This window comes from Streptococcus humanilactis, from assembly GCF_019448275.1.
Classification (GTDB): domain Bacteria; phylum Bacillota; class Bacilli; order Lactobacillales; family Streptococcaceae; genus Streptococcus; species Streptococcus humanilactis.
Genome location: NZ_JAHXBZ010000004.1, coordinates 72,918 through 90,932, shown reverse-complemented (window position 1 = coordinate 90,932; position 18,015 = coordinate 72,918). Strand labels below are relative to the sequence as shown.

General features: G+C 37.1%; 16 protein-coding genes. All 16 read left to right on the top strand.

Annotated features, from left to right (window positions below; translation table 11 throughout):
• Positions 1–27: 27 nt before the first annotated feature.
• The 16 genes from KV696_RS06960 to KV696_RS06885 all read left to right on the top strand — a co-directional run bounded on the left by KV696_RS06960 (position 28) and on the right by KV696_RS06885 (position 17,945).
• Complete coding sequence (locus KV696_RS06960) at positions 28–2,016, top strand: peptide ABC transporter substrate-binding protein (protein WP_219967215.1); 1,989 nt, start codon at positions 28–30, stop codon at positions 2,014–2,016.
• A gap of 66 nt (positions 2,017–2,082) precedes the next feature.
• Positions 2,083–3,579 (top strand): ABC transporter permease, encoded by a 1,497-nt coding sequence (locus tag KV696_RS06955; RefSeq protein WP_000759914.1) that lies wholly within the window; start codon positions 2,083–2,085, stop codon positions 3,577–3,579.
• Positions 3,579–4,505: an oligopeptide ABC transporter permease OppC gene (gene oppC, locus KV696_RS06950; RefSeq protein ID WP_000103691.1), complete on the top strand. Its 927-nt coding sequence runs from the start codon at positions 3,579–3,581 to the stop codon at positions 4,503–4,505. Before KV696_RS06955 ends, oppC begins: the two co-directional genes overlap by 1 nt.
• Before the next feature lie 8 nt (positions 4,506–4,513).
• Entirely contained in the window at positions 4,514–5,581 is a 1,068-nt protein-coding gene (locus KV696_RS06945; RefSeq protein ID WP_049522274.1) for an ABC transporter ATP-binding protein, read from the top strand.
• A gap of 10 nt (positions 5,582–5,591) precedes the next feature.
• A complete protein-coding gene (locus KV696_RS06940) occupies positions 5,592–6,518 on the top strand; it encodes an ATP-binding cassette domain-containing protein (RefSeq protein ID WP_219967214.1) in 927 nt (308 codons plus the stop codon).
• Between the two features lie 547 nt (positions 6,519–7,065).
• The gene (locus KV696_RS06935; protein ID WP_000869838.1) at positions 7,066–8,043 is read left to right on the top strand and encodes an ABC transporter substrate-binding protein; all 978 of its coding nucleotides are present in this window, start codon (positions 7,066–7,068) and stop codon (positions 8,041–8,043) included.
• Positions 8,044–8,054: 11 nt separating this feature from the next.
• Positions 8,055–8,948 carry an ABC transporter permease gene (locus tag KV696_RS06930; protein ID WP_219967213.1) on the top strand — a complete coding sequence of 298 codons (894 nt, stop codon included), beginning with the start codon at positions 8,055–8,057 and terminating at the stop codon, positions 8,946–8,948.
• A gap of 12 nt (positions 8,949–8,960) precedes the next feature.
• Positions 8,961–9,764 (top strand): ABC transporter ATP-binding protein, encoded by an 804-nt coding sequence (locus KV696_RS06925; RefSeq protein ID WP_000157661.1) that lies wholly within the window; start codon positions 8,961–8,963, stop codon positions 9,762–9,764.
• A gap of 693 nt (positions 9,765–10,457) precedes the next feature.
• On the top strand, positions 10,458–11,201 hold the full coding sequence (locus KV696_RS06920; RefSeq protein ID WP_049524787.1) for a gamma-glutamyl-gamma-aminobutyrate hydrolase family protein: 744 nt from the start codon (positions 10,458–10,460) through the stop codon (positions 11,199–11,201).
• A 13-nt stretch (positions 11,202–11,214) separates the two neighbouring features.
• Complete coding sequence (locus tag KV696_RS06915; protein WP_049524761.1) at positions 11,215–12,603, top strand: APC family permease; 1,389 nt, start codon at positions 11,215–11,217, stop codon at positions 12,601–12,603.
• A 1-nt stretch (position 12,604) separates the two neighbouring features.
• A complete protein-coding gene (locus tag KV696_RS06910) occupies positions 12,605–12,985 on the top strand; it encodes a Rid family detoxifying hydrolase (RefSeq protein WP_049524762.1) in 381 nt (126 codons plus the stop codon).
• Positions 12,982–14,121 (top strand): trans-sulfuration enzyme family protein, encoded by a 1,140-nt coding sequence (locus tag KV696_RS06905; RefSeq protein ID WP_049524763.1) that lies wholly within the window; start codon positions 12,982–12,984, stop codon positions 14,119–14,121. The genes KV696_RS06910 and KV696_RS06905 overlap by 4 nt, the downstream gene beginning before the upstream one ends.
• 83 nt (positions 14,122–14,204) lie before the next feature.
• Positions 14,205–15,605 carry a dipeptidase PepV gene (gene pepV / locus KV696_RS06900; RefSeq protein WP_065427380.1) on the top strand — a complete coding sequence of 467 codons (1,401 nt, stop codon included), beginning with the start codon at positions 14,205–14,207 and terminating at the stop codon, positions 15,603–15,605.
• A 78-nt stretch (positions 15,606–15,683) separates the two neighbouring features.
• Positions 15,684–16,355: a helix-turn-helix transcriptional regulator gene (locus KV696_RS06895; RefSeq protein ID WP_049524764.1), complete on the top strand. Its 672-nt coding sequence runs from the start codon at positions 15,684–15,686 to the stop codon at positions 16,353–16,355.
• 18 nt (positions 16,356–16,373) lie between these two features.
• Complete coding sequence (locus KV696_RS06890) at positions 16,374–17,027, top strand: trimeric intracellular cation channel family protein (protein WP_049524765.1); 654 nt, start codon at positions 16,374–16,376, stop codon at positions 17,025–17,027.
• Positions 17,028–17,696: 669 nt separating this feature from the next.
• Positions 17,697–17,945, top strand: coding sequence for a YneF family protein (locus KV696_RS06885; RefSeq protein WP_000364990.1), 249 nt, complete (start codon positions 17,697–17,699; stop codon positions 17,943–17,945).
• Positions 17,946–18,015 lie beyond the last annotated feature (70 nt).

Here is an 18,015-nt window from a genome sequence, read left to right as displayed (position 1 = left end):
CCTATACTTTATAAGAGGAGTAAAGAAATGAAAAAAAGTCAAGTGCTTGCTGTAGCGGGGGCTACCTTATTAGCGTCAGGAGTTCTAGCTGCGTGTTCAAACACTAGTTCAAATAATGCTAAACTAGCAAAAGATTACCAATATGTTTATCAAACAGATCCAGAAACCTTGGATTATATCGTTAGCAATATTGATTCAACATCTTTCGTCACAACAAATGCTGTAGATGGTTTGTTGGCTAACGATAAATATGGTAATCTGGTTCCTTCTATTGCTGAATCATGGACAGTTTCAAAAGATGGTTTGACTTATACCTATAAAATCCGTAAGGATGCTAAATGGGTGACAGCAGAGGGAGAAGAATACGCTCCTGTAACTGCTAAAGACTTCGTTACTGGTTTGAAACATGCTGTAGATGGAAAATCAAAAGGACTTTCAATCGTTAGCTCTTCTATTAAGGGATTAGAAGCCTATATCAAGGGTGAAACAAGCGATTTTTCAACCGTTGGAGTAAAAGCACTTGATGATCAAACACTAGAATATACTTTGAACCAGCCAGAAACTTTCTGGAATGACAAGACAACTAGTGGTGTTTTGATGCCGGTTAATGAAGAATTCTTAACTTCAAAAGGGGAAGGTTTTGGTGCCCCAACCGATGCTAACTCTATTCTTTATAACGGTCCATTTGTCTTAAAATCTGTAACTCCAAAATCATCTATCGAGATGGCTAAAAATGATGCTTACTGGGACAAAGAAAATGTAAAAATTGAGAACGTTAAGTTCACTTTCTGGGATGGTAAGGACCAAGATGTGATTGCCAAAGGTTTTGCTGATGGTCAATATAGCAAGGCGCGTATCTTCCCTACAAGTTCTACATATGAAAAATATGCAGCTGACTTCAAAGATAACATTTACTTTAATGAACCAGGAGCGGGTGTTGCAACTGTCAGCTTGAACTATGGTCGTACAGCTTATAACCACACAGCTAAGACGAGTGATGCCCAAAAGACATCTACTCAGAAAGCATTGCTAAACAAGGAATTCCGTCAAGCCTTGAACTTTGCTGTCGATCGCAATTCTTACTCAGCTCAAACAAATGGTACAGATGGAGCTGCAGTAGCCATCCGTAATACGTTTGCACCTTATAATCTTCAAGTTGGTAAGAAAACATTTGGTGAATTGGTACAAGATAGCTTGGCTAAGACAAATTCTTCTACTTGGTCAAACGTGTCTCTAGCAGATTCTCAAAATGGCCTTTACAATGAAGAAAAAGCGAAAGAAGTCTTTGCTAAAGCAAAATCAAGCCTACAAGCTGAAGGTGTTGAATTCCCAATCCACTTGGATGCCTTGGTTATCCAAGAATCAACAGCGGTTGTAAACCGTGTTCAATCATTGAAACAATCAATTGAAAAAGTATTGGGTTCAGATAATGTTGTTGTAGATTTACAACAAATGACTCAAGCAGAAGCTTTACCAATTTCATTTAGCGCTCCAACAGCTAAAGAACAAGACTGGGATATTCATACCTTGCTAGGATGGAACCCTGACTATCAAGATCCTTCTACTTTCTTGGATCAATTCGTCCTTAAGGGAGGAAGCACTCGCCTTTACCTTGGTATTGACCAAAACACAGATGCATCAGTAGTAAGCAAACTTGGTTTAGCTGACTATGGAAAATTACTTGATGACGCAAACAGCGAAAACCAAGATGTTCAAAAACGTTATGAAAAATACGCAGTAGCACAAGCTTGGTTGACTGACAATGCTTTGACAATTCCAGTAATGGCTTCTCCTAAAGAAACAGCCGTTTCATATGTTTCAAAAGTTCTACCATTTAGCTCTTCATATTCTGTAGCCGGCCTTAAAGGTGAAAATTCAGGATACTTGAAGTACACTGAAGTTGGTGAAAAAGCAATCACCAAAGAAGAGTATGAAAAAGCTCGTGAAAAATGGTTGAAAGAAAAGACTGAGTCAAACGAGAAAGCTCAAAAAGAATTGGCAAGTCATGTGAAGTAAATAATTTTCAATAGAACTTTCTCTCCATGAGGAGAAGGTTCTTTTGGGATTTTTAAAGGAAATGATATGAAAAAATATATTTTTATGCGTGTTTTGCGGTCATTGGTTTCTATCTTCTTAGTAACAACCTTGACTTACACGATTATCTATACAATGGTTCCTCGAAAATTGATTTTCAAACAGGATACCAACTATAACAAGATTGCAACAACTGCTGATAAACGTGATAACTATGAGAATACCGTTTATGAGCGTATGGGCTATATCGAGTACTACGATACCAAAGAGTTGCAAGAAAAAGCTAGCCAGATGGATGCTTCTGTAACAGTTGAAGCCAATGACACCAACAAGGCTATCTATGAAAAATACATCAAACAAATCGGTCATGGTTGGACCTTGGGAGAATTTACTGAAAGTGGCCAATTCTACGCTACTCGTGAAATTCCAATTTTTGAACGTGTTTTTCACTTCTATGCTAACTTGATTGACATTGATCATACAAATAAAATTCAAGACCCTGAAAATCCAGACTTGAAACGTTACCTTCGTTTTGAAAATGATCCAGCTATCGGATGGTCCTTGGTTGGTTCAGGAACTAAACACAAATATCTCTTGTACTTCAACAGTCAGTTCCCATTTGTGCATCAAAACTTTGTGAACATTAATTTAGGTGACTCTTATCCAACCTATGCTAATAGTCCTGTTTTACAGGTTATTACTCAAGGACAAGGGCAAACAAAAACATCTCAAGTTCAGTTCCCAACAGGTAAGAAAACTTCTTCTGTAAATATTTACTCAAGAACCTACAAATCACCTAGTCAGGCTGACTCTCGTGAAGTAGCTAACTACGGAAAAGATGATCCTTATACGGCTACTGAAAGTAACTACCAATATCCTTCAATGATTGCCAGCTCTGCTGTTGTTGGATTGATTGGTTTGGTGATTTCTTATGCGATTGCCGTGCCACTTGGTTCAGCTATGGCTCGCTTCAAGAACACTTGGATTGATAGCTTCTCAACAGGGGCTTTGACCTTCTTGATGGCTCTTCCAACAATTGCCTTGGTTTATATCGTTCGTTTGGCTGGTTCTTCAATCGGCTTGCCAGATTCATTCCCTATCTTGGGTGCTGGAGATTGGCGTTCGTATGTTTTACCAGCAGTTATCCTTGGTTTGTTGGGTGCTCCTGGTACAGCTATTTGGATTCGTCGTTACATGATTGACTTGCAATCACAGGACTTTGTTCGTTTTGCTCGTGCAAAAGGTTTGTCTGAAAAAGAAATTTCAAACAAACACATCTTTAAAAATGCCATGGTTCCGTTGGTTTCAGGAATTCCTGGTGCTGTTATCGGGGTTATCGGTGGTGCAACCCTTACTGAAACAGTCTTCGCCTTCCCAGGTATGGGTAAAATGTTGATTGACTCTGTAAAAGCATCTAATAACTCTATGGTCGTTGGTCTTGTCTTCATCTTTACATGTATTTCTATCTTCTCACTTCTTTTGGGAGATATTTGGATGACGATTATTGACCCACGTATTAAATTGACTGAGAAAGGAGGCAAATAATGTCTACAATCGATAAAGAAAAATTTCAGTTTGTAAAACGTGACGATTTTGCCTCTGAAGCCATTGATGCGCCAGCTTATTCATACTGGGGTTCAGTGTTTAGACAATTTATGAAGAAAAAATCAACTGTAGTCATGTTGGGAATCTTGGTAGCTATCATTTTGATGAGTTTCATCTACCCAATGTTTTCTAAGTTTGATTTCAATGATGTCAGCAAGGTAAATGACTTTAGTGCTCGTTATATCAAGCCAAATGCTGAGCATTGGTTCGGTACAGATAGTAACGGTAAATCTCTTTTTGACGGTGTCTGGTTCGGAGCTCGTAACTCTATCCTCATTTCTGTGATTGCGACAGTGATTAACTTGGTTATCGGTGTTTTTGTCGGTGGTATTTGGGGAATTTCAAAATCAGTTGACCGTGTGATGATGGAAGTTTATAACGTCATCTCAAACATTCCATCTCTTTTGATTGTCATTGTCTTGACTTACTCAATCGGAGCTGGATTCTGGAATCTGATTTTCGCCATGAGTGTGACAACATGGATTGGAATTGCCTTTATGATCCGTGTGCAAATCTTGCGTTATCGTGATTTGGAATACAATTTGGCGTCACGTACCTTGGGAACACCAACCTTGAAGATTGTTGCCAAAAACATCATGCCACAATTGGTATCTGTTATTGTGACAACCATGACTCAAATGCTTCCAAGCTTTATCTCATATGAAGCCTTCTTGTCTTTCTTCGGTCTTGGATTACCAATTACAGTTCCAAGTTTGGGTCGTTTGATTTCAGATTATTCACAAAACGTAACAACTAATGCTTACTTGTTCTGGATTCCATTGACAACTCTTGTCTTGGTATCCTTGTCCCTTTTCGTAGTTGGTCAAAACTTAGCGGATGCTAGTGATCCACGTACACATAGATAGGAGTAGAAATGACAAAAGAAAAAAATGTAATTTTGACTGCTCGCGATATTGTCGTGGAATTTGACGTTCGTGACAAAGTATTGACAGCCATTCGCGGCGTTTCCCTTGAACTAGTTGAAGGAGAAGTATTAGCCTTGGTAGGTGAGTCAGGATCAGGGAAATCTGTTTTGACAAAGACCTTCACAGGTATGCTTGAAGAAAATGGTCGCATTGCCCAAGGTAGTATTGACTACCGTGGGCAAGATTTGACAGCTCTATCTTCTCATAAAGATTGGGAAAAAATTCGTGGTGCTAAGATTGCGACTATCTTCCAGGACCCAATGACTAGTTTGGACCCAATTAAAACAATTGGTAGTCAGATTACAGAAGTTATTGTAAAACACCAAGGAAAAACAGCTAAAGAAGCGAAAGAATTGGCCATTGACTACATGAATAAGGTTGGGATTCCAGACGCAGATAGACGTTTTGATGAATACCCATTCCAATATTCTGGAGGAATGCGTCAACGTATCGTTATTGCGATTGCCCTTGCCTGCCGACCTGATGTCTTGATCTGTGATGAGCCAACAACTGCCTTGGATGTGACCATCCAAGCACAGATTATTGATTTGCTAAAATCTTTACAAAACGAGTACCATTTCACAACAATCTTTATCACCCACGACCTTGGTGTGGTAGCAAGTATTGCGGATAAGGTAGCAGTTATGTATGCAGGAGAAATCGTTGAGTATGGAACTGTTGAGGAAGTCTTCTATGACCCTCGCCATCCATATACATGGAGTCTCTTGTCTAGCTTGCCTCAGCTTGCTGATGATAAAGGGGATCTTTACTCAATCCCAGGAACACCTCCGTCACTTTATACTGACCTGAAAGGGGATGCCTTTGCCTTGCGTTCAGACTATGCAATGCAGATTGACTTCGAACAAAAAGCTCCTCAATTCTCAGTATCAGAGACACATTGGGCTAAAACTTGGCTACTTCATGAGGATGCTCCAAAAGTAGAAAAACCAGCTGTGATTGCCAATCTCCATGATAAGATTCGTGAAAAAATGGGATTTGCCCATCTGGCTGACTAGGAGGAAGGAAATGTCTGAAAAATTAGTAGAAATCAAAGATTTAGAAATTTCCTTCGGTGAAGGAAGTAAGAAGTTTGTTGCGGTTAAAAATGCTAACTTCTTTATCAACAAGGGAGAAACGTTCTCGCTTGTTGGTGAGTCAGGTAGTGGGAAAACAACTATTGGTCGTGCCATCATTGGTCTAAATGACACAAGTAATGGAGATATCATTTTTGATGGTCAAAAGATTAATGGTAAGAAATCGCGTGAACAAGCTGCGGAATTGATTCGTCGTATCCAGATGATTTTCCAAGACCCTGCAGCAAGTTTGAATGAACGTGCCACTGTTGATTATATTATTTCTGAAGGTCTTTACAATCACCGTCTGTTTAAGGATGAGGAAGAACGTAAAGAGAAGGTTAAAAATATTATCCGTGAAGTGGGGCTTCTTGCTGAGCACTTGACTCGTTACCCTCATGAATTCTCAGGTGGTCAACGTCAACGTATCGGTATTGCCCGTGCCTTGGTCATGCAACCTGACTTTGTTATTGCGGATGAGCCCATTTCAGCCTTGGACGTTTCTGTTCGTGCCCAAGTCTTGAACTTGCTCAAAAAATTCCAAAAAGAGCTCGGTTTGACCTATCTCTTTATCGCCCATGACTTGTCTGTCGTTCGCTTTATTTCAGATCGTATCGCAGTTATTTACAAGGGTGTTATTGTAGAGGTTGCTGAAACAGAAGAATTGTTTAACAATCCAATTCACCCATATACTCAGGCCTTGCTTTCAGCGGTTCCAATTCCAGATCCAATCTTGGAACGTAAGAAGGTCTTGAAGGTTTACGACCCAAGTCAACACGACTATGAGACTGATAAACCATCCATGGTAGAAATCCGTCCAGGTCACTATGTTTGGGCTAACCAAGCCGAATTGGCGCTTTACCAACAAGGGTTAAACTAATATTGGTTTTATAATTTCCATGCCAACTTTTATGGGAATTATAAACCTTTTTTGTTGGACTGATTTGAAAAAACTTTGAAAGAATTTTCGAAAAATTTTAAAAAATTCTGAAATATTCTTGACAGGTGATGAAAAAGGTGGTAAGATAGGAAACATCAAAAAAGAAAGCAGAAAAAGAAATGAATAAGAAACAAGCTGTAACGATGAATCAAAACTTTTACTTTAGCTACTTTAGATAGTGTTTGTAGACATGTCACCATGGATGCAAACAGTTCAAGCAATTTGTTTGTATCTATGTGGCTAAGATTTTTGATTGTGGTCCATATAGATGAATATCTAAATGGACTAGCTAAGTTGTAACTTGTTAGATTATTTCGAGCATCCGTTTAGGTATTATCTAGGCGGTTTTTTGTTTTATACTCTTCGAAAATCAAATTCAAACCACGTCAACGTCGCCTTGCCGTACTCAAGTACAGCCTGCGGCTAGTTTCCTAGTTTGCTCTTTGATTTTCATTGAGTATTATCTTTTCTGAGAAGGAGTTTCATTATGAAAGTTGTTCGAAAATTACTAGCCCCCCTCTTGGTAGTGGGGATCCTCTTGACCTCTCTGATCAGTTTGCATCAGTTGAAGGCAGATAAGAAAAAAGATGTTTTTCGTATCGGTATTTCGCAGTTTATTACCCACCAGTCCTTAGACGCTACTAGAGAAGGGTTTGTGGATGAGCTGGCCAAGCAAGGCTATGTTGAGGGGAAAAATATCGAGATTGATTTGCAAAATGCACAGGGAGAACAAAGAAATCTAAAAACGATTTCCCAGCAACTAGCAGAATCTAGTGATGTCGTTCTAGCCATCGCAACGCCTTCTGCTCAGAGCTTGGCCAATACAACACAAACGACACCTGTTATCTTTTCAGCGGTAACAGACCCTGTCAGTGCCAAGCTGGTTGAGTCAAGAGAGCATCCTGGGGGCAATGTGACTGGAACAAGCGATCAGTCATCAGATGCCATTTCAACCCAAATCAATTTGATAAAGAAAGTGTTACCAAAAGCTAAAACGATAGGAATCCTCTATACTCAGAGCGAGCCAAACTCAGTTGTCCAAAAGGATGAAGCTAAGCGCCTTCTGGAAGAAAAAGGCTTTACCGTTGTTGAAAAAACAATCTTGGACAGTAACAACGTCAAGGCGGCTGCAGAAAGCTTGATGGCAGAGGTGGATATGGTTTTTGTACCAACGGATAATATCATTTCATCCACCATGGAAACAGTCAAGCAGGTTTCTATTAAACATAAGGTTCCAGTATTCGGTGGTTCAACAGAAATGATTGCGGTTGGTGGCTTGTATAACTACGGAACCAATTATGAAGAATTGGGAAGACAGACAGCTCGCATGCTGATTCGTGTTTTAAAAGGTGAGAAGCCAGAAAATATAGCAGTTGAGTTGCCTGAAAAATTGGAATTGCATACCAATCAAGAAATGGCAGATGCACTAGGAATTGATATTAGTAAGTTAGAAGGCAAGGAATAAGGAGATTTGAGATGAATTTTGTATTATCTAGTTTATCAGAAGGTTTGTTGTGGTCGATTATGGCGATTGGGGTCTACTTGACTTTCCGTATTTTGGATATTGCGGATATGACTGCTGAGGGAGCCTTTCCTCTGGGGGCAGCAGTCGCTGTATCACAGATACAGGCAGGGACAAATCCTTGGATTGCGACTTTACTTGCTTTGTTTGCAGGTATGGTAGCAGGTCTAGTATCAGGAATGCTTCACACCAAGATGAAAATTCCAGCTCTCTTGACAGGGATTGTGACCTTGACAGGACTTTATTCAATCAATATTAAAATCATGGGAAGTGTGCCCAATCTTTCCTTGGGAGATTCTGCAACCGTCTTTAAACAGTTGGCGAGCTTGGGGCTGACATCTGAAGAAGCAGTTTTCTCATTTAGTTTGGCCTGTCTCTTACTTGTTTGTTTGGTCTTGACCCTTTTGATGAAAACAGAGATTGGCTTGGTTTTGCGTTCGACTGGTGACAATATCCCGATGAGTGAGGCCAATGGGGTCAATGTAGACACCATGAAGATTGTTGGTTACATGATTTCAAACGGCTTGATTGCCTTATGTGGTTCCTTGTTTGCCCAAAATGATGGATTTTCAGATGTGACTTCTGGGACAGGGACCATCGTTGTTGGTTTGAGTGCAGTGATTATTGCGGAAGTTTTGATACACGACTTGACCATTGGAGGCCGCTTGTTATCCATCGGAATCGGTGCCATTGTATACCGTTTGATTATTTTAAATATCTATGAAATTCCAAATCTAGATCAAAACTTGGTACGTCTCTTTAATGCAATCTTGTTGGCCTTAGTGTTATTTGCACCAGAATTGCAAAAGAGATTAAAGATTCGTGGTTTGAAATTGAGAAATGAATAGGAGGAGAAAGTTATGGCAAGTTTGTTAACACTTGAAAATATTCACAAAACATTTGAAGCAGGGACGGTCAATGAGAACCATGTTCTCAAAGGATTAGATTTAGAGGTTGAAGAGGGAGATTTTATCTCTGTGATTGGTGGAAATGGAGCAGGGAAATCCACTTTGATGAATATCTTGGCTGGCAATCTATCGGTGGACGAAGGGGACCTTTTATTGGCAGGCAAATCCATTAAAAATCTGAGTGTAAGAAAGAGAGCCAAGGATATCGCCCGTGTTTTTCAAGATCCTAAGATGGGAACAGCCTCTCGTTTGACGATTGAGGAGAATATGGCTATTGCCTTGAGACGTGGACAAAAAAGAGGACTTGGCTGGGGCGTGAAGGAGAAGGACAGAATCCAGTTCCAAGAGGCCTTGAAGGAGTTGAATATTGGTCTTGAAAACCGCTTAAAAGTAGATACTCAATATCTCTCAGGAGGACAAAGACAGGCCTTGACCCTAGTCATGGCAGCTCTGGTAAAACCCAAACTTTTGCTTTTGGATGAACATACTGCGGCACTTGACCCGAAAACTAGTCAAATGGTGATGGATTTGACACAAAAGATTGTGGAACACCATCAGTTGACGACTTTGATGATTACCCATGATATGAACCATGCGATTGAGTACGGAAATCGTCTCATTATGCTCTATCAAGGCAAGATAGTGGTGGATGTTAAGGGAGAGGAGAAAAAGCATCTGACGGTTGAAGACCTTATGCATCTCTTCCAGAAAAATAGTGGCCAAAGTCTAGTCAGTGATGAATTGGTTTTGGGATAAAGAAAAAGGCTGAGATCCAGTGTCTTAGTCTTTTATTAGGTACGACGGGCATGTCGTTCATCTGAGGTGTAAGTCCTCCGTGGGCACCCGCTACCGGTAAACCCAATAGCGACTCTCAAGTCTGACGCTGGAAATAATAATCGTCAGAGGAAGGGATAGAAAAATCGTGCCTATACGAACAGAAGTGTGATAGTAAGGCATATATAGTGTATAAGGTGTCTCAGAAATCTAAAGTATTTGAACGTTTTCGTAGTAGTGATGAAGATTATGTAACGATAACGTGGGAAAGAAATGTTCATATTAAGCGAAAATCAAAGAACAAATTAGAAAGTTTGTCTCCTATATCCTAAAATACTGATTTGTGAAGAGTATCAAAACTAGAAAGGATAAGATCTGAATCAGACCTTATCTTTTTTGTTATATAGTGGATTGGAATAAAATATGAGCAAATCAATTAGGAAAGGAATATTAATTTATAGAAACATTTTAGCAGTTATGTTGTACTGTTATAGTTTCAACTCACTATATCTAAAGGTATTTCAACAAAAAAATTATATTTTTTTATAAAAAAATATAATTTTTTGTTGAAAACGGATTCTTTTTGTTGTATAATGGAATTGTAAATGAGTTATAAAATTTTATAATAAAATAAAAAATATTTTCAAAAAGGAGGTCTATCTTATGGCAAATAAGATGCCGATAGTTGGAATCTCAGGTAGTGTTATGATTGATCAGGGAGGAATGTTTCCTGGTTATCATAGAAGCTATGTCAATGAAGATTATGTTAATTCTGTAATCCAAAATGGTGGGATACCTGTTATTATACCTGTATCAGATGTTGCTGAAGTTTTAGATAGTTATATTGATAAAATTGATGCATTGATCTTATCTGGTGGTCACGATGTTTGTTCTATGAATTATAACGAAGAGCCTTGTCCTAAGATGGGAGATATATTCCCAGAAAGAGATAAGTTCGATTTTGCCTTATTAGAACGTGCAGAAAAAAAACGCATCCCAATTCTTGGTATTTGTCGTGGAGCACAGGTTATTAATGTTTATCATGGCGGGTCTCTTTATCAAGATGTCTCAATGTGTGATACAGCAGCTGTAAAACATTGGCAAGGCCACTTCCCAGAACAAGTTACTCATTCAGTAGATATTGTTGATGATTCACTGTTGCATAGGATTATAAAAGTAAACAGAGTGATGGTTAACTCATTTCATCATCAAATTATGAAAAATGTATCATCTGATTTTAATGTTGTGGCTAGAGCCGCGGATGGTGTTGTAGAAGCAATTGAACATAAGGATTACCCAATGTTAATTGGGGTACAATGGCATCCTGAAATGATGCACAAGAAATCAATGCAAATGAACTTGTTATTTACTGCATTGATTAATAATGCATGTAAAGATTGTCAAATGTGTGAAATTTAATAGGAGAAAAATAATGAAAAAAAAGCTAGGATTTTATTCGATTGTCCTTCTGACAATTAACTCTATTATTGGTACGGGAATTTTCCTTTCTCCTGGTGGTGTTGTTGCCAAAGCAGGAGATAAGGCGCTTATCATTTATATTATGGCAGCGGTATTTGCATCTGTTTTAGCAGTAACATTCGCATCAGCGGCTAAGTATGTTTCCAAAGGTGGAGCCTCTTATGCTTATACTAAAGCTGCATTTGGAGATAACATCGGGTTCTATGTAGGTATTACTCGCTACATTGCAGCAAGTATTGCGTGGGGTGTAATGGGGACTGCGGTAGTTAAAACAGTTCTTAATATGTTTGGGTTTGATAATGGCAACTTGACCTACGTTACAATTGGGTTCGTTATTCTAATGGGAATTCTTCTTGTAATCAATTTATTGGGAACACGTTTGTTTGAGCTTATCAATAACTTGTCTACTATTGGTAAAGTAGGAGCTCTTGTTACAACCATTCTCGTAGGATTAGCAATTGTGTTATTTACTGGTGTCAATGAATTTGATACAATTAAAAATCTGACTGATAGCACTGGGGCTAAGTTGGGCGAAAATATGGATATTTCAGCCTATGTAATGGCAGTTATTGCAGCATTTTATGCCTTCACTGGTTTTGAAAGTGTAGCCTGTGGTGCTCAAGATATGGAAGAACCAGAGAAAAATCTTCCAAAGGCAATTCCATTGGCAATTGGGATAATAGCTGTTATCTATCTAGGTATTGTTGGAACAGCTATGATGATTAATCCATCTGCTATTGTGACGACAAAAGAAGTAGTAGCACTTGCAGCAGTATTCTCAAATCCAATTATTCGTACAATCATTCTTGTAGGTGCTTTGGTTTCTATGTTTGGTATAAACGTAGCTGCATCATTCCACACTCCACGTATCTTGGAAGCAATGGCAATGCAAAATCAAGTTCCAGAATGGTTTAAAGTTAGAACTAGCAAAGATTTTCCGCTTCGTGCATTTTTAGTGACGATTGGAGCAGCAATCTTACTTCCTATGGCATTCCAATATAATATGACTAGTATTATTGTTCTAAGTTCAATTTCACGTTTTATCCAATTTATCATAGTTCCTCTGGCTGTTATGGTATTCTACTTTGGAAAACAAAAAGAAGAAATTGTTGCAACTGCTAAGAAGAGCTTTGTATTTGATGTTATCGTTCCATTCTTTGGATGTATCTTAACAGTAATTTTATTATACAAATTTAACTGGGCATCGCAATTTACAATCGTAAGTAAATCAGGAGATGTATCATTGAATACATTTGCTATCGTAGCAATGATTATTGGTTACCTTGTTTTACCAGTAGGATTGATGATTTGGAGAAATGTAAAAGAAAGAAAAGAGGCATAAAATGAAACGATTAAGTAGTGAAAAAATTCCAGCAGCAGTAGGTAGTTATTCCCCAGCAACACTTGTAGGTAACCTTATTTTTACATCAGGTCAACTACCAATTAACCGTTCAACGGGGAAAATCGATGAAGATACTATTGAATGGCAAGTAAGTCAGTCTCTTAACAATATCAAATCGATTTTAGAAGATAATCATTCCTCTATGGATAAGATTGTCAAAACAACTGTTTATTTGAGTAATATTACTGATTTTAAAGCGTTCAATGAGGTTTATCAAGGTTTCTTTAACGGAGATTATCCAGCGCGTACAGCGTTCCAAGTTGGAGCTCTTCCAATGGGGGCTTTGGTAGAAATTGAAGCAATTGCGGAGGTAGATGAATGAGAGAGAATACCAAACTATTACATGGCTATAAAGTATTAGATACTTATACTGGTGCTGCCTCTATTCCTATCTACCAAACATCAACTTTTCATAACAAACACCTCTATGACGATAGCCAAGAATATTTGTACACTCGTTTTTCAAATCCAACAGTAGACGCACTTGAAGATGGGTTTAGAAGTCTAGAGGATTCAAAATATGCCCTTAGTTTTTCATCAGGTATGGCTGCGATCTCGAATGTATTAATGTTACTTAATGCTGGAGAGCATGTTATCTTACCTAAAGAAGTATACGGGGGTACATGTCAGTTTGTAAATAATCTCCTGCCAAAATACAAGATTGAATACACTTTTGTAGATATGGCTGATATAGAGTCAGTAGAAAAAGCCATACGTGAGAATACTCGTATGATATATCTTGAAACTCCATCAAATCCACTTTTAAAAGTTTGCGATATTAAAAAGATTGTGGCATTAGCTAAGGAGTATGATTTGGTTACTGTGGCTGATAATACCTTTATGACATCTTTAGCGCAAGAACCTCTAAAACTCGGAGTTGATATAGTAGTTGAAAGTGTTACTAAATTTATAAATGGACATAGTGATGTCATTGCAGGTCTTGTTGCTACTAATTGTGAAACATACTATCAAGAATTAAAATTGTTCCAAAAGAACTTTGGGGGAATCCTTGGAGTTGAAGATGCTTGGTTAATTATGCGTGGTATGAAAACAATGGGAATACGTATGGACCATGCAGTTAAGAATGCCCAAAAATTGGCTGAATTCTTGCAAAATCATCCAAGGGTGAAACATGTTTACTATCCTGGATTAAAGGATCATCCGAATCATGAAGTACATATGGGTCAATCAAAAAATGGTGGAGCAGTACTATCGTTTGAATTGTCTTCAAAAGAAGAATTGATTGCTTTTACTGAAAAAATTCGTATTCCTATCTTGGCAGTTAGCCTTGGTGGAGTTGAATCTATTCTTTCTCATCCAGCAACAATGTCTCATGCCTGCCTTAGTCCAGAAGAAAGATTGGAGCAAGGTGTAGTGGATGGCTTATTAAGACTCTCTTGTGGTATTGAAAATATCGAGGATTTAATCGAAGATTTCAAACAAGCATTGGAAAGCTAAAGATCTAACACAAAATTTTACAATATCATTTGGATTGAATCTGTAAAATTTTGTGTTTTTCTTTTAATTATGGAGGTATAAAGATGGAAACAATTAATTGGAAAAATGTAGTGGAAGATAGAAAAGAAGATCTTCTAAATGATATTGAACGCTTGCTTCGTATCAATTCAGTAAAAGGTGATCCGGTTGATGGTGCCCCACTTGGAGAAGGGCCCAAACAAGCAATTGATGAAATCAAAAAAATGGGTTATGAAGCCGGTTTCAAGGTAAATGATTACGGACCACTTGTTACTCGTATTGACTGGGGAGAAACTGGGGAGCCTTTTGGAGTTTTAGGTCATGTAGATGTGGTTCCTGTCGGAACTGGTTGGGATAGTAATCCATTTGAACCTACCTATAAGGACGGTAAATTAATTGCTCGAGGTAGTTTGGATGATAAAGGCCCTCTAGTTTGTGCTTTTTTTGCTATGAAGTTGTTGAAGGAACGTGGTTACATTCCCAAAAGGAAACTACAACTGATTGTAGGCAGTGATGAGGAAACAAATTGGGAATGTTTGAATTATTATAAAACTATTGAAAAACTTCCAAGGGAAGGTTTCGTTCCAGATGCTTATTTTCCAGTGGTTAATGGAGAAAAAGGTATAATTCACTTTACGATAGAAGAGGGGAAAGATGACTCTCAAACTGGGACTTATTGTTTAGTAGAATTTAAGAGTGGCACCAAAGAAAATATGGTTCCAGGTCTAGCGGAAGCCCGTCTAAAAGGGGGAACTGAATCAGATATTACCGATAGCTTCCAAAGATTTTTAGTAGAGCACCTAAATGTATCTGGGCAAGTAGATCAGAATGATGAAGAACTAAAGATTACTCTATATGGTAAATCTGCCCATGGTTCAACCCCAAGTAAAGGTGTAAATGCTGCGACTTATTTAGCTAAGTTTTTAAGTCAGCATCCTGTTAAAAATGGGAAGTCTTTTTTAAATCATATGGGAGAATCTTTTCACGAAACAACTGATGGTAAAAATTTAGGTATTAATCATCAATCAGAAATAGGTGAACTGACTTTTAACGTAGGAATTGCAAATTATGATTGTAGTTCAGGAGGGAGAATAGTTACTGACATCCGCTTTCCATTCAGTCAGTCATCTAGTGAAATTAAATCGCATTTAGAAGAGTATTTTGAAGGTGAAGATTTGCATATTGTCGTCAAGAAAGATCCACATTTTGTATCTCCAGATACTAAGTTAGTGAAAACTCTTTTAAAAATTTATGAAGATCAAACTGGTGATAAAGGATATACAAAGGTTATAGGTGGATCAACGTATGCAAGTTTGTTGTCAGAAGGAGTTGCATTCGGAGCATTATTTCCTAGTACAGAAGATACCATGCATCAAGCTAATGAGTTTATTCCGGTTAATGATTTGGTATTGATTACAGCTATCTATGCTCAAGCATTATTCGAACTAATTTGTAAAGCTGAATAAGCGTTTCAAATATTTGTAAAATTAATTCTAATATGATAGACTTTACGAAAAATGCATTAGATAGAGATAGGAAATAAAATGAATAAGGACCTAAAACTATATATCCCTTTAATCAATTTTTTGGCAACTGTTCTAGGAAATGATACAGAAGTTGTTCTACAAGATTTTACGAATGGTTTTGATCATTCTTTAGTCTATATTAAAAATAATTTATCAAATAGGGAAATAGGGTCACCTGCAACAGATTTTGTTTTAGATATTGTCAGAAATAAAATTTATATTGAGAACGATTATTTAGTAAATTATCGGAGTAGAACTCATTCAGGTAAAAATCTATATTCTTCAAGCTATTTTATTAAAGATGAACTCAATGAATTAGTTGGGATGATTTGTATAAATAGTGATAAATCTAAAATGATATCTTTAAAAAAATTGTTTGAATCAGGAATATCTATCATTGATGAAAATCTACTCGGTGATAAAGATAAAATATCGGCAGATGAAACTATAGTAGAAAACTTTAATCAATCGGTTGATTCTTTAATAGATGATTTGATTTTTAAAGAAACAAATGGGAAAGACTTATCGCAATATAAATTAAGTAAATCTGAAAAAATTTCGATAGTTCAAGTACTAGATACAAAAGGTTTTTTTGAATTTAAAGATTCTATTTCAAAAGTTGCTTCTATATTTCAAATGTCAGAAGTTAGTATATATAAATACCTTCAAGAAGTCAGAAAGGGTGAATAAAATAATTGAGGAGTAAAAATGGACTTTGACCTATTCCTTTTAGTATGTAATTATATTGGAACGATTGCATTTGCAGCATCGGGTGCTATAAAAGGGTTTGATAAACATCTGGATATTTTTGGGATTAGTTTGTTGGCTATTGTCACAGCTGTCGGAGGCGGTATTTTACGTGATTCGATAATAAGTAGATTTCCTTCGGCACTTTTTGATCCCAGTTCGATTTATCTTGCGATATTTGTTGCAATTATAATGTATATTTTTATTGTTTTAAATCGTTCAAATTATGGCTATAATTCAGAAATATATAGATGGTTACGCGAAGCCTACTTAATCTTTGACTCGATTGGCTTAATTATATTTTCTTTAATTGGACCGACAGTTTTAATTGAAACTAAACTCAATTTAATGTCAGCTGGATTATTGGCATGTTTGACTGGAGCTGGTGGGGGTATAATAAGAGATTTATTAATCAATGAGGTTCCTAGTGTCTTGAAAGAGGATATCTATGCATTATTATCTTTTGCTGTAGGGATTTCGTACTATGGTTTGACCCATTTTATAGGTTTTTCTAGAATTTCGACGTTTATAATAATCTTCATTTTAGGTTTTATTATTAGGATGATTATTATTCGATTTAGATTATCTTTACCAAATATGGAGAATAGAGGATAAAGTTAAGTACCCAAGTGCTCTTTTGTGGAGTGTTTATTATGTTTGACCTTCTTTAGTATTAATTGTTGTCTTATTAGACTTGTTCGATAACTGTTTGAAGCAAGATTAGCTGGTTAGAAATTGAATTTTTAATATTCCAACTAGCCATTAGTTTTTAGTTTCTGCATATTTAAATTGGTTGAAATAATCCATAATAACACCTATAGATTGTAGTTGAAAAGATTCAACAAGATACCAAACAAGTCTATTTCTAGTTGACCTAATTTGATTAATGAATTTTAAACACCTATAATTATCAGTGTTATTTATCATTTATGTAATTGCAATGGATAATAAGTTTTCTTATTCTAAACGAAAGTTTAATGAGTTAGATGCCAGCCAAGGAAATAATTTTCTTCTCTTTTGTTTTATCGTTCCTATATTAATTTTATAGAACGCATTTATTTGATTTTAAATAACAAGACAAGAGAAGCGTCTGAAAAAATTCTACTAAAATCGTATCAAACACTGGCTATCTATGTAAATTAAACTCAGTAAGGAGCCCTCTTTTGCAGAAAATCAGGGTTCTTTTTGCTGTCTATTCCATTCTTGAAAGCGTAAAACAAACTAGTCAGGGTGGCTAGTTTGTGGTATAATGAAAGGGACTCAAAAAGAAACAGGAGAAAAATGATGGATTTACTATTAGCAATTGTATTGATTGTGCTAGCTTTTCTAGGAGGAGCTCTTGGAGGAATGTACTTGGTTCGTAAGCAAATCGAAAAAGAATTCGCTGACAACCCACGTTTGAATGCTGAAGCAGTTCGTACTCTTTTGAGTGCAAATGGTCAAAAACCAAGCGAAGCTAAGGTACAACAAGTTTACCACCAAATCATCCGCCAACAAAAGGCAGCCCTTGCTAACAATAAAAAGAAAAAATAAATAAGGAAAAGTCTGGGATGAAAGTTCCAGACTTCTCACTATGTTGGCTATGGTTTAGGGATGAGACTTT

Coding starts and splice junctions, on each gene's coding strand:
- KV696_RS06960 (WP_219967215.1), top strand. CDS start 28: ATGAAAAAAAGTCAAGTGCTTGCTGTAGCGGGGGCTACCTTATTAGCG.
- KV696_RS06955 (WP_000759914.1), top strand. CDS start 2,083: ATGAAAAAATATATTTTTATGCGTGTTTTGCGGTCATTGGTTTCTATC.
- oppC (WP_000103691.1), top strand. CDS start 3,579: ATGTCTACAATCGATAAAGAAAAATTTCAGTTTGTAAAACGTGACGAT.
- KV696_RS06945 (WP_049522274.1), top strand. CDS start 4,514: ATGACAAAAGAAAAAAATGTAATTTTGACTGCTCGCGATATTGTCGTG.
- KV696_RS06940 (WP_219967214.1), top strand. CDS start 5,592: ATGTCTGAAAAATTAGTAGAAATCAAAGATTTAGAAATTTCCTTCGGT.
- KV696_RS06935 (WP_000869838.1), top strand. CDS start 7,066: ATGAAAGTTGTTCGAAAATTACTAGCCCCCCTCTTGGTAGTGGGGATC.
- KV696_RS06930 (WP_219967213.1), top strand. CDS start 8,055: ATGAATTTTGTATTATCTAGTTTATCAGAAGGTTTGTTGTGGTCGATT.
- KV696_RS06925 (WP_000157661.1), top strand. CDS start 8,961: ATGGCAAGTTTGTTAACACTTGAAAATATTCACAAAACATTTGAAGCA.
- KV696_RS06920 (WP_049524787.1), top strand. CDS start 10,458: ATGCCGATAGTTGGAATCTCAGGTAGTGTTATGATTGATCAGGGAGGA.
- KV696_RS06915 (WP_049524761.1), top strand. CDS start 11,215: ATGAAAAAAAAGCTAGGATTTTATTCGATTGTCCTTCTGACAATTAAC.
- KV696_RS06910 (WP_049524762.1), top strand. CDS start 12,605: ATGAAACGATTAAGTAGTGAAAAAATTCCAGCAGCAGTAGGTAGTTAT.
- KV696_RS06905 (WP_049524763.1), top strand. CDS start 12,982: ATGAGAGAGAATACCAAACTATTACATGGCTATAAAGTATTAGATACT.
- pepV (WP_065427380.1), top strand. CDS start 14,205: ATGGAAACAATTAATTGGAAAAATGTAGTGGAAGATAGAAAAGAAGAT.
- KV696_RS06895 (WP_049524764.1), top strand. CDS start 15,684: ATGAATAAGGACCTAAAACTATATATCCCTTTAATCAATTTTTTGGCA.
- KV696_RS06890 (WP_049524765.1), top strand. CDS start 16,374: ATGGACTTTGACCTATTCCTTTTAGTATGTAATTATATTGGAACGATT.
- KV696_RS06885 (WP_000364990.1), top strand. CDS start 17,697: ATGGATTTACTATTAGCAATTGTATTGATTGTGCTAGCTTTTCTAGGA.